Origin of the sequence: Pedobacter gandavensis, from assembly GCF_032678745.1 — a bacterium.
In the GTDB taxonomy this organism is placed as follows: Bacteria; Bacteroidota; Bacteroidia; order Sphingobacteriales; family Sphingobacteriaceae; genus Pedobacter; species Pedobacter gandavensis_C.
Genome location: NZ_JAVTST010000003.1, coordinates 465,288 through 478,146 on the forward strand (window position 1 = coordinate 465,288; position 12,859 = coordinate 478,146).

Consider the following 12,859-nt stretch of genomic DNA (forward strand, 5'->3'; position numbering starts at 1 on the left):
TGGCAATGAAACTATTCAATCGATTGATTAATTTTGATGCGTCAAATTTAGAAATGGAAAAAGCAGATAAAAAGGCGAACATTCTGGAAGCCGCGGAGCGATTGTTTACAGAGTTGGGTTACGAGGGTACTTCTACCCGCCAAATTGCAAAAGAATCAGGGGCTAATATGTCCATGATCAACTATTATTTTGGATCCAAAGAAGGCGTTTTTATGGAAATCATGTCCAAAAGGATTTTTGGGTTCAATGAACAACTCCTCAGCATCAGTCAAGATAAACTCTCTGGCATGGAAAAATTACTAAAAGTAATTGAAAATTATGCCAAAAGGATTTTATGTAATCCTGGGTTGCATAAAATGATGCACCGGGAGCTTACGCTATCACAACGCCCGGAAATGTTTTTAAAAGTAAAGAACTCAATGGCCAACAATCTGGTTGTGATTGAGCAAATCATTGCTGACGGCATCAGCGAAGGTAGTTTCCGCCCTGTAGATGTCCGAATGCTCATCGCAACCGTGATGGGTACAATCAGTAATGTAGCCATCTCCCCTGCAAAAATCACCTATGGTACGACCCTCGACATCAACAACGAGGAAGATAAAGCCGTGATTACCGACCGTCTGATTGCTCATCTAACAGACGTCCTCACCGTGTATTTAACTCCAAATAATGATAAATAGAATCAAGTTCAGCGTCATCGCATTGCTCCTGCCCGGAATGCTTTACGCGCAAAACACCAAAAACCTGAGCTTATCGGAGGCCATACAGCTCGGCATTGAAAACAGCAAAAATCTCAAACGTTCGCAAAACAAGATTGATGCTGCCATCAACCAACTAAGCATTGCCAAAGACGCAAAACTGCCCACTGCACAGACTTCTTTTCTGTATAACCATGCAGAAATCCCTACAAACCAGCTGATCATTGGCGGGGGTGATCCCATCAACCTCCCAAAACGTGCAGATGCTTTTGTAGGAACAGCTAGTGTGAAGGAGCTAATTTATGCCGGTGGTAAGCTAAGGTATGCGGAAGAATCCACTCGTCTTTTGACAGAAGTGGCCAGATTAGATGCAGATAAGGATAAGGAGGAGATCAGCTATGCTGTGATCAACACTTATTTTTCACTTTACAAAATCATCCAAAGCAAAAAGGTGGTTGCGCAAAATCTAGAGTCCATTGCTGGCCAGCTGAAACAAGCAGAAAGGTTTTTTAGCCAAGGTATCGTTACCAAAAATGATGTACTGAGGTTCCAGTTGCAACAAGCCAACGTCTCTTTAACGGAGATGGAAATTGAAAACAACCGAAAAATTTTAAACTACAACCTAGACGTATTGCTAGGGGTCAATGAAGACACCGAGCTATTGCCGGTCGACCCTAATGACGGCTTACAGGTCCTTCCTTCTTTGGGCAACTATATGAATGCTGCTTTTGCAAATCGACAGGAGCTGAGACAGTTTGACATCAGGAATAAAGTGGCCGATGTAAATATTAAATCTGTAAAAGCCAATACGCTCCCTACAGTAGGCATTGGCGCCGATTTGTATTATATCAATCCAAGTGGATCCTTTATCCCGCCAAGTCACCAGTTTTTAGTACCGATGACATTAGGCGCCAATGTTTCCTGGAATATCGGCACACTTTGGACAAATAAGCACAAAGTAACCGATGCTAGAATTCAGCAGAAGGATATCGAGCTTCAAAAAGATGTGTTTTCTGATCAGATAAAAACAGAGGTCAATAGAAGCTATCAAAACTACCAGCTATCGGTCAACAAGATTAAAGTATTGGAAACATCCATTGCACAAGCGACTGAAAACGATAAGTTACTGGCTTCAAAATATAAAAACAATGTCGCTTCTGCCATTGATAGAATTGATGCAGAAACCCTTTTATACCAGGCAAAGATCAATCTTGAATTGGCGAAGGCAGATGCCGGACTAGCCTATTATACCTTACTAAAATCAACAGGGAAAATCTCCCAATAAAAACCTTTTATACAAGTACCAATGGAAACTGAAAAGAAAAAAAAGAATATAGTAATCCCGATCATATTGGCAGTATTGATCATCCTAGGTGGGATATTCGGAGTAAAAGAGTTCATCTATTACAGTAAACACGTAGATACCGATGATGCGCAGATTGATGGCGATATCAGTCCGGTAGTAGCACGAGTAGGTGGTTACGTGAAAGACATCAATTTTGAGGAAAACACCCATGTAAAAGAAGGTGATGTTTTGGTGAAGCTTGATGATAGCGACTATAAAGTAAAGTTGGAACAAGCGCAGGCAGGTCAGTTGGGCGCTAGTGCAGGTGTAGGCGTTTCTGAATCTCAGATTGCCGCTACTGCAGCAAATACCAGCACCGCAAAGGCAAATATTGAAGCCGCAAGGGTGAAATTATCATTAGCACAAAAAGATTATGCACGTTATGCTAATCTGGTAAAAGATGGTTCAATTACGCAACAACAATTTGATCAGGCAAAAGCGCAGAAAGAATCAGCGGAAGCCGCTTTTGCTGCCGCCAATGACCAATATGCCGCAGCGGTAAAACAAGTAGGGACTACGCAATCCCAATTGGCAGTCAGTCATAATGGGGTAACACAACGTCAATCGGATGTAGATTTCGCGAAACTACAGCTGTCTTATACCGAGATCAAAGCACCTGCAACGGGAATCGTTTCTAAAAAGAATGTTCAGAAGGGTCAATTGGTTCAAGCGGGACAATCTTTGTTTTCTATCGTGAACGACAATAGCATTTATGTAACAGCAAACTTCAAAGAAACTCAGTTAGAAGAGATCAAACCAGGCTTAAAAGTGAAAGTGATGGTGGATGCTTATCCAAATGCAGAAGTAGAAGGTGAAGTATACAATTTCGCGCCAATTACTGGTGCTAAAGGCTCCCTTCTTCCTCCTGATAATGCGACAGGAAATTTCGTAAAAGTAGTACAGCGTATTCCGGTAAAGATTAAGATTACCAACGCTCCTAAAGAAATTCTGGCAAAACTTCGTCCGGGAATGAGTGTAAAAGTTTCCGTTTCTATAAAAGACTAACAAGATGGCCGAGAAAGGTTTAAAAAAGTGGGTGATCACGTTTACGGTAATCACAGCCTCTTTATTGGAGCTGATTGATACAACCATTGTGAATGTGGCCATCCCTCAGATACAGGGTAACCTGGGCGCAACCTTAGAGGATGTCGCTTGGTTATCCACCGGTTATGCGGTGGCAAATGTCATCGTATTGCCCATGTCCGGATGGCTGGGTAGTCGTTTCGGACGTAAAAATTATTTCCTTTTTTCTATAGTACTATTTACCCTCGCTTCCTTCCTTTGTGGAAATGCAACTAATCTGGAAGAACTCATCGCCTTCCGTATCCTTCAGGGACTTGCAGGTGGTGGTTTGATTTCTACTGCACAAGCCATCCTAATCGAAACCTGGCCCAGGGAAGATATCGGTATTGCAACGGCTCTATTTGGACTGGGGGCTGTAGTAGGCCCCACTGTAGGTCCAACAATCGGTGGTTATTTACTGGAAATCAGTTCCTGGCCATTGATCTTTTACGTGAATATTCCCGTCGGGATTCTGGCGGCCTATTGCACCTACACCTTTGTGAGGGAAACGCCAAAAGACGGAAAAGGTATGCCCGTAGACTGGTGGGGAATGCTCTTACTGGTGATTGCCGTAGGTAGTTTACAGACTTTACTGGAAAAAGGAGAAAGCGAAGATTGGTTCGCAACACCATACATTATCGTATTAGCTGTAGCTTCCGTTTTAGGATTATTACTCTTCATCTGGAGGGAATTAAGCACAGATCATCCGATTGTGAACTTTAAAATCATGAGGCACCGCAGTTTCTCTGTAGGTATGTTTACCTCCTTTATTTTAGGTTTCGGATTATACGGCTCGGTGTTTGTATTCCCGATATTTTGTCAGAATTTATTGGGATTCTCCCCGCTACAAACTGGTGAATTGCTATTCCCCGGTGGACTATGTACCATTGTGATGATGCCTTTTATCGGGATCATGCTCAAGAAAAACATACCTGCCCAGTTTATGGCGACTATTGGAATGTTTCTTTTCTTTGTTTTCTGTACGATGTTGAGCAATTCAACCTTGCAATCAGGAACGAGCGATTTCTTCCTTCCCCTGATGATCAGAGGTGTGGGCATGGCCTTATTATTTGTGCCGCTTACTACATTGGCCATTCAGGACCTTAAAGGGGCTGAAATCGGACAAGGATCAGGGCTCAACAATATGATGAGACAATTGGGCGGATCTTTCGGGATTGCGGCTTTAACCACATTGATTCACGTGCGCCAGGGCTTCCACCGCAGCAATTTGCTGGTTAATGTGAATGAGCATAACCCTGCATTTGTAGACAGATTCAATGGTTTCATTCAGAATTTTATGTCGAAAGGCTACAATTATCTGGATGCAAAATCACTGGCTTTAAAAGCGATTGAAGGTACTGTAACGAAACAAAGTTTGTTGCTGACTTATAGCGATGCCTACTGGGTAGCAGGATTAGTTCTTTTATGTTCAATTCCTTTACTATATCTCCAGAAATTCAAAAAGAATGTTGCCATTCCGGCAGATTTACATTAAAAAAAACAGCCGTTAAGATAATCTTAACGGCTGTTTAACCCCAAAAAATTAACAATTAATTCAGCTTCAATCAGGCGCATACGCCCAAAATCAGCAATTCTTTAAAAGGATTTGAATAACCTCTATGAATCTAAGTTAATAAAATCTGACGAAAACCGCAATTAAATTAATTTCCTGGCATTCCTCATTTTTACAAATCATTTTTGGTAGCTTAAGCGCGAAAAAATGAACCATAAAGATGATGCAGAAACAACGCGCGAAAGGCCAGAGAGAGTCCGTATTCAACAATGAGGTTGTCTCCAGATTTGAACTTTACAACAGCCTTTTCCTAACCCTTCCCTTCTACCGAGTAAAAGACACCGGAACTTTACTTCCGCTCTTCATTAAGTATTGCGAAGATGGTGTCAAGAACCACGAAACGCCAGCAGGAATCATTAATGCATTTTTTGAAAAGTACACCCAAAATAATTCTAAGAAAGACATTATCGACCTACTTTTCCGCTTCATTCAATACATCGAACGTCAGGTTGTATTGTTTGATGCTGTTGAAGATGCCTCCTTCAATAAACTAAATGCAGATGAAGAACACAGTGCTTTACTCGTTTATCTAAAGAAGGGCGTCGACAACCCAGCCTTAACCGAAAAAATTGAGAAACTAATTGAAGATTTTTCCCTGAGATTAGTCCTTACCGCCCACCCTACCCAGTTTTATCCTGGAAGTGTGCTTTCCATTATTACCGACCTTACCACCGCGATTAAAACGAATGACATTTCTACCATTAATCAATTGCTACAGCAGTTGGGTAAAACGCCATTCTTCAATAAGCAGTCCCCTACTCCGGTAGACGAAGCTTTGAGTCTGGCTTGGTACCTTGAAAACGTATTTTATTTCGCTGCTGCCAATATCCAATCAGAGATTGATAAAAGCTTAAATGACTATAACCTGGAATCCAAAAAGATCATTGAACTAGGCTTCTGGCCTGGTGGCGATCGTGACGGGAATCCAAATGTACATACCGACTCTACCATTCAGGTATCTAAAATGCTACGCCAGATCCTTTACAGATGCTATTATAGGGATTTTAGAAGTTTAAAACGCCGCATTACCTTTAGAGGTGTGGAAGAGAACATTGCCCTGGTACAAGAAACCTTGTACGAACAGGCATTTAATCCAAATATCGCAACAGAAGACATTTCGGCAAGCCTGATTGAAAGGCTTGATATGATTAAAACTACGCTTTTAGAAGACCATGACGGTCTTTTTGCCGATTTGGTTTCGGATCTGATCCGTAAAATCGAACTGTATGGCAGTCATTTTGCCTCTTTAGACATTCGACAAGACAGTAGGGTATTGCGTGATGTGCATAGTTACTGCCGTCAAAGCAAACCACTAACCACTTTATACCCAAAAAGTTACGAAGATTTAAATGAACAGGGTAAGATCAAGGCAATGATCTTTAAAAGTGCGAAAGTCAACTATACCGAAACATCGGATTCTTTAATAGAAGACACCCTGCAAACCATCGCTGAAATTAAGCAAATCCAGCAAATCAATGGCGCCTTGGCTTGTCACAGATTCATTATCAGTAATTGTCAGCAGGCAAGTGATGTGTTACAACTGATTGAGCTGTTCCTTTACAATGGTTGGACAGAAGATGAGCTGACGATAGATTTCGTTCCACTTTTCGAAACTGTACACGACCTTGCAGATGCAGCAGAAATTATGAAAACGTTGTATAACCATCCTTTCTATAAAAAGCATTTACAAAACAGAGGTGGCAAACAGCACATCATGCTGGGCTTCTCCGACAGTACAAAAGACGGTGGTTATTTAATGGCCAATTGGTCTATTTTCAATGCGAAAGTAGCTCTTACTGCAACCGCAGATAAACATAACATACAACTGGCCTTTTTTGATGGCAGAGGCGGACCTCCGTCCAGAGGTGGTGGTAAAACACACCGCTTCTATGCCTCTATGGGGAAAGAAATTGCCAATAAAAACATTCAACTGACCGTTCAAGGGCAAAGTATCAGCTCTCAGTACGGTTCGATTGACAGTGCTGAGTTTAATATGGAGCAACTGATCAATGCAGGTATCTCTGCCGGAATGAAGGAAAAACACAATATCCTGTTGGATCCACTACATAAAAATCTCCTGGATGAAATGGCTACAGAAAGCTTTGATGCCTTTGTTGCCTTACGTAAACACCCATTATTCCTGAGTTACCTGGAGAAATTCTCTCCGCTAACTTTGTTGTCTAAGATTACCATCAGCAGCAGGCCCGTAAAGAGAAATTCTGGAGGTGCATTAAAACTGGAAGACCTCAGAGCAATTAGTTTTGTAACGGCATGGAGCCAGTTGAAGCAAAATATTCCAGGATTTTATGGCATTGGAACCGCGTTAAAGAGCCAATCGGAGCTTGGAAACTGGGATAAAGTAGTTAAAACCTATCAGGAATCCGGTTACTTTAAAACCATTGTAGACAATTGCATGATGTCTATGAGCAAGACCGATTTTGCTATAACGGCGCATTTTGCCAATGATAAAGAATATGGCGCATTCTGGAATACGCTTTACAACGAGTTTGAGCTATCTAAGGAGCTATTATTGAAACTATCCGGACATGAGAGCTTGATGGAGAATTACCCGGTAGAGAAGCACTCTATTTCCGTTAGAGAAAAGATTGTATTGCCTTTGGTATTGATCCAGCATTATGCTTTGGAACAACTTCAAAATGACAACTCTACTGATGAAGAACAGCAATCTCTAGAAAAGCTGGCCATCAGAACCGTTTATGGTATCGTAAACGCTGGAAGAAACCTCGCTTAATTCCTGTTAAAAAGGGGCACTATACTTTTCATTCTCGAATCTTTGCATTTCAGCAAAGATTCGAATGCCTTCAAAGCATTAGTTCTCCTTTTATAAATTCTGCTATACACTCCGGTATTTATTTGATTGCCTTACTGTGTAACGCCTATCTAAATCTTTCCCATCCTTAATTTCAAAAAAAAAGAAGCTTTGCTATGAAAGGGCCTAAAAAACGTTGTACTGTTAAGCGAAAAGTTTTCAGCCGATGAATAGTCAAGCTTCTTTTTTAAGAGTTCTTACAGTGTAATTTCTACGCTGCAAAGCACAAAAAGATTAGTAAATTACTTTGCCTGCAGAAGTAACAATTGAAGCGATACGTACCGCATCAAATACTCTTTCTTCTGTAGCGCCTAAAGCAAGAATCGAGTGCTCGTGTGCATTCACACACATTTCACAGCCATTAACGGCAGAAACGGCAATACTCATCAACTCAAAAAACTCTTTACCAGTAACCGGGCTGCTCATAATTTGCATGCGTACACGTGCAGGAATTTGAGTATATTTTTCTTTTCCTGTAAAGTGACGGAAACGGTAAAACACGTTATTTAAGGCCAATAAAGATGCACAACCTACTGCTTCAGCAATTTCTTCTGCCGTTGCTTCTTTTGTGATTGCTAATTTCTCAAAGAAATCAGTCAATACTTTATTGTTATTATTTACAGCGATGCTCAATGCGATCAATGCACATTCTTTATCACTCAGGTGACTCGAGGTAAAGGTGCTGCTTAAGTTTAATTTTAAATCACGTACGTATCTTGAATTGCCTTTTTCTAAAAGCGTCAGACTTTCATTTCTAAAATCTGGCTCAAGACCTACTAGGACTAATAATTCTTGAATAGTTTCTGTTGCTGCTGTCATGATAAATAAATTTTTGGGTAAAAGAAATCCCTGCAAAAATGCATTTTACAGGGATTCTTAGGATTAAACAGTAAAATTATACAGTTAAAGTCTCTTGACCTTTTTCCCAGTTACATGGGCAAAGCTCGTCAGTTTGCAAAGCATCTAGTACTCTGATCACTTCTTTAACGTTACGACCAACACTTAAATCATTTACACTTGCCCAACGAACGATACCTTGAGGATCGATGATGAAAGTAGCACGGTAAGCGATTTTTTCGTTTGGCTCTAAAATATCTAAAGCCTCAGCTAAAGATTTAGAAGTATCTGCTAACATTGGGAATTTCAAATCACGTAAATCATCGTGGTGAGTTCTCCATGCAGCGTGAACGAATTCTGAATCTGTAGATGCGCCGATTAAGGTAGTATCACGGTCACGGAATTCATTGAAGTTATTGTTAAATTCAGCAATTTCTGTTGGGCAAACAAAAGTAAAATCTTTTGGCCACCAGAACATACAAGTCCACTGGTTGTTTTCGTTGATTAAAGAATCTGAAGTAATTGTTTCGAATTCTTTACCTTTTTCGATACTAACTACAGCAGTTTTTGAGAATGATGGGAATTGTTGACCTATATTAATCATAATTTTTTGTTTTTAAATTTCGTGATACAAAGGTAAGGCTATATCCCCTGAAATGCAACCAAATTGAAGAGATAACAGATACTTAATACTGATACACATATAGACAAAATCTATACACAATTCTTAAACATTAGTTTTTCTCTATTTACTTTTTCAGTGTCGTTTCAAACAGTTTGAAGATCCTTTTATACTCATCTGTCCAGCTGGAAGGCTCCACAAAACCGTGATCTTCAACGGGATAAACGGCAAGCTCCCAGTTGTCTTTTCCCAGTTCTATCAGGCGCTGAGACAGTCTAACAATGTCTTGAAACTGTACATTTACGTCTACCATTCCATGACACATCAGCAAATCACCCTTCAAACCCTTGGCAAAATAGATTGGAGAGCTACGTTTGTAGGCCAATTCATCATTAAAAGGCTCATTTAAAATATTGGAAGTATAGCCATGGTTGTAATGTGCCCAATCGGTAACCGACCTTAGCGCTGCGCCACTACTAAAAACATCCGATTCATTAAATAAGCCCATTAAAGTGATAAAACCGCCGTAAGAGCCTCCATATAGCCCCACATGTTTTGGATTTACATTGTATTTCTCCACCAGCATTTTCACACCATCTACTTGATCGGTTAAATCCTTTCCGCCCATGTGTCTGTAGATACCAGTACGATGATTCCTTCCATAACCTGAACTTGCCGTATAATCAATATCGATTACTGTATAGCCATTATCTGCCAGCATATTGTTGAACATATACTCCCTGGAATACTGACTCCACCAATAATGCACATTTTGTAAATAGCCTGCGCCATGAACAAAAACAACTGCGGGGCGATTTGGGTGGGGGTTTTTAGTTGGATAAACCCTTGCATAAACTGCATCGCCGTAACGATTTTTAAATGAAACCAGATCTGGCTCCCTCCATGGATAAGCTTTAAATTCTTCAGAACTGGAATTGGTCACCTGAATAGCCTTAGCGCCCGGTTTATTGGCCTGAATGTACAGCTCCCATGGTTTATTCATATAAGAATGATTGATGGCAAGCCATTTTTCATCTGGAGACAGCGTTACCTCATTTCCACCTTTCATACTAGTTAATTGCAGCAATGGGCCGCCATTTACGTCCAATTTATAAAAATGAGTGATTCCTGGATGGTCTTTATTTGCACTGATATAGAATGTTTTCTTATCCTTAGAAAGCTGCAATTTTTGTACCTCCCAATTGCCAGAAGTGAGTTGTTTCTTCGCACCGGTACTGATGTTTGCCAGGTACAAATGACTGTATCCGCTGGCTTCACTTTGAAAATAGAAACGGTTTTGATCCAGCCATCCGATATTTCCCCTCCCAATTCCAGGACCACCAATCCAGGCTTCATCTCTTTGGCGGTCGATAATGCTCAAGTCTCCTGTGGATGCGTCCAGTTTAAGGATCCAAAGGTCCTTATTATCCAGCGCATCGGCGATCATGACCGCGGCTGTTCCAGCTTCATTCCAATAGGGTCCGTCCAGGTTTAACTGACGGTCTTCGTTTTTCTTTTTACGCTCGGCCAATTGCTTCGGGTAGTCCTTCAAATAGTCCGGGAGGTCCTTTACCCCTGGAATTTGCGCTGTATGTACCTGATAGACTGTATCGCGTTGCTGATCATAAATAAAGTTTCGATACGTTGGCAAGGGCTCTCCTACCTTAGTCCTCCCAGCGATATCTTCCGTATATCCGGAAGCGGTGATATAGTTAGGAACAATCGTATTTACCCCCCCAACCGCTGGGCTGATCAGCTTATAACTCACATACCTCGCATCTGGGCTTAAGGTTAAACTACTCAGAAATTTTTCCTCCAGATAAATGGGTCTTAGTGCTTTCTCCGGTTTTTCGGAAATGGCATTCCCAGATCTTCCGCTTGTTGTTTTTAAGTCTTTATTTCTCTTCTTAATGATGTCAAAAAGATCAGTCTGGTCCTCTTTTAACCAGGTATTCTGGACAGAAGGCTTATTCTTATCCAGGCCATTACTTGCTTTTCCTCTTATAAAATTCGTCAGCTGGCGGGTTTCATTACTTTTCAGGTTGAGTACGTACAGGTTGTCCCCACGCTGAAAAACTAGTCCTCCGTCTTTTAGAAAGCGAGGATTGCTTTCCCTTTCCATTGTATGCGTCAATCGTTGCTCTAGCTTTGTTTTTGGATGATATAAGTAAATATCTCCTGCTTTTTCAACGACACCTAATGAACCATCATTTGAATAAACATAATCTACACCTATAGCTGCAGTTTTCATTTTCTCCTCAGCTCTTTCTCTTTTCAAAGAAGCTGTATGCACCTTATAACCTTCGGATTTCTCTTTATTTTCAGGATTCCAGTCAAAAAACAAGGTTTTACTATCCGATGCCCAGCGAAAATTTGTGGGTGCCACACCGATCCATTTCTGATCGCGCATGATCTTTTCAACACTGAGTGTCGGAATTTGTTGTGCCTGAGCAACAGTACCTGCAAGTAACAATAGGGTAAATAATATTTTCATTTTGTTTGTTTTCGTAGTTCAGAGGGGTATTACCTAATCACCCGCCCTGTTGGGTCAATATTTACATTAAAAGGGTTTAGATATTCCTGCAACAAAATCGCGAATTCCCTTCGGGAGATGCTCCGTTCAGAATCAAACTCTGTATTTAACCGGTATTGGGTTTTCCACCTTTTCTTTACTTCTGCTAAGGTGGTCACTGGAGCCTTATTTCCGACCTTACAAACCAGATCCAACGTAGCCCCAATGGTCATTTCAGGAGCTGTATAATCGTCAAACCAGATCTGCGCTTTATAATAAAATTCTTTTATGGGCGCTTTAATTTCAGATGTACTCACCTTTTGTTCAGGATCAAAGCTCAGTTCCCCCTTACTAAGCCTCCCTTTGAGAAAACCAGATAGTCCAATAAATTGAACAGCCTTCCAACTGCTGTCGGTAACCATAATATCGTTGAATGGCATTACGGAAAGGCGGTGGTTGATCAGTTCACCCTGAATCACTTTTAAATTTGGACTACCGCCTTTCAGTTTAAAGAACACAGGATATGCTGCGGTTGCTCCTGCTGCCTGCCCAGCGGCAATACTTTCCTGCTTCGGATTCAGCCAAACCAGAGAAGACTCAGCAGGAATCAATAGGTCATATAAAGAGATAAAATTAGCACTAGATTGATTCATTCCAAGACTCGAAGCTACGCTGGTTCTATAAATGAGGTTATTGTAATCCAACGTTTTCCATTGGGTTACCTCCATTTTATTCGATAACAAGGGCTCATTGAGCTTTTCCGGAGCAGCAGCATAGACCAGCATTTCAGCTTTTAGGCTTTGTCCGTTATTTAACTGAAGCGTCCAGCCCCGTCCGGATCTTTTCAATTTTGACCATACCGACTTTCTAATGATCGTTAAATTTTTGTTGCTATCTGCCCAGACTTTTATCAGCGCATTTACACTCTTCTGATCCAGTTCCACATTACTGCTATCTTTAATCCCTCTGTTTACCCTTATGCGGTTCAAAATGCGTAATTCCAACCCAGAAGCCATGCGCTGCTGCTTCCCTTCAGGTAAACGGAGATCAAAATCTTCAGTTTCCATGATCAAGGTCGTTTTTACACCAGAATTGGCCGACTGGAATCCAGCACCAAGTGCATTGCTCCCATTACCGATCACCAGTACGCCTGTTTTGAGCGTCTGACTGTAGCCCGCAACATAGCCTAAAATGATTGCAAAAATAACCAGTAATCCTTTTTTCATCCTTATCCTTCTATCGTGTTTATTTACAGTGCGTTTCTACGCCCCTTAGCCCGTCAAGATCATATTCTTAATCCGATGGTAATTTTTAACTGCGAAGAAAGCAATATGAGTATAAGATCGTTTCATTTTGTATATTTAGTAACCTTAATAAGGT

At 41.0% G+C, this 12,859-nt stretch carries 9 protein-coding genes; 5 read left to right on the forward strand and 4 right to left on the reverse strand.

Annotated features, from left to right (window positions below):
- The first annotated feature begins 5 nt into the window (after nucleotides 1-5).
- From R2S10_RS13435 to R2S10_RS13455, 5 genes are all read left to right on the forward strand, one after another.
- Nucleotides 6-680, forward strand: a complete 675-nt coding sequence (locus R2S10_RS13435) for a TetR/AcrR family transcriptional regulator (protein ID WP_316840937.1) — start codon at nucleotides 6-8, stop codon at nucleotides 678-680.
- Entirely contained in the window at nucleotides 670-1,983 is a 1,314-nt protein-coding gene (locus tag R2S10_RS13440) for a TolC family protein (protein WP_316840938.1), read from the forward strand. Before R2S10_RS13435 ends, R2S10_RS13440 begins: the two co-directional genes overlap by 11 nt.
- A gap of 21 nt (nucleotides 1,984-2,004) precedes the next feature.
- Nucleotides 2,005-3,048, forward strand: a complete 1,044-nt coding sequence (locus R2S10_RS13445) for an HlyD family secretion protein (protein WP_316840939.1) — start codon at nucleotides 2,005-2,007, stop codon at nucleotides 3,046-3,048.
- 4 nt (nucleotides 3,049-3,052) lie between these two features.
- Nucleotides 3,053-4,600: a DHA2 family efflux MFS transporter permease subunit gene (locus tag R2S10_RS13450; protein WP_316840940.1), complete on the forward strand. Its 1,548-nt coding sequence runs from the start codon at nucleotides 3,053-3,055 to the stop codon at nucleotides 4,598-4,600.
- Nucleotides 4,601-4,838: 238 nt separating this feature from the next.
- Complete coding sequence (locus R2S10_RS13455) at nucleotides 4,839-7,430, forward strand: phosphoenolpyruvate carboxylase (protein WP_316840941.1); 2,592 nt, start codon at nucleotides 4,839-4,841, stop codon at nucleotides 7,428-7,430.
- A gap of 312 nt (nucleotides 7,431-7,742) precedes the next feature.
- On the opposite strand, the gene R2S10_RS13460 is transcribed toward R2S10_RS13455, so the two are convergent.
- The 4 genes from R2S10_RS13460 to R2S10_RS13475 all read right to left on the reverse strand — a co-directional run bounded on the left by R2S10_RS13460 (nucleotide 7,743) and on the right by R2S10_RS13475 (nucleotide 12,705).
- The gene (locus R2S10_RS13460; RefSeq protein ID WP_316840942.1) at nucleotides 7,743-8,327 is read right to left on the reverse strand and encodes a carboxymuconolactone decarboxylase family protein; all 585 of its coding nucleotides are present in this window, start codon (nucleotides 8,325-8,327) and stop codon (nucleotides 7,743-7,745) included.
- Nucleotides 8,328-8,403: 76 nt separating this feature from the next.
- Nucleotides 8,404-8,949, reverse strand: coding sequence for a peroxiredoxin (locus tag R2S10_RS13465; protein ID WP_062546387.1), 546 nt, complete (start codon nucleotides 8,947-8,949; stop codon nucleotides 8,404-8,406).
- Between the two features lie 145 nt (nucleotides 8,950-9,094).
- Nucleotides 9,095-11,461 carry a S9 family peptidase gene (locus R2S10_RS13470; RefSeq protein ID WP_316840943.1) on the reverse strand — a complete coding sequence of 789 codons (2,367 nt, stop codon included), beginning with the start codon at nucleotides 11,459-11,461 and terminating at the stop codon, nucleotides 9,095-9,097.
- A gap of 29 nt (nucleotides 11,462-11,490) precedes the next feature.
- Nucleotides 11,491-12,705 carry a hypothetical protein gene (locus R2S10_RS13475; RefSeq protein ID WP_316840944.1) on the reverse strand — a complete coding sequence of 405 codons (1,215 nt, stop codon included), beginning with the start codon at nucleotides 12,703-12,705 and terminating at the stop codon, nucleotides 11,491-11,493.
- Nucleotides 12,706-12,859: the final 154 nt, after the last annotated feature.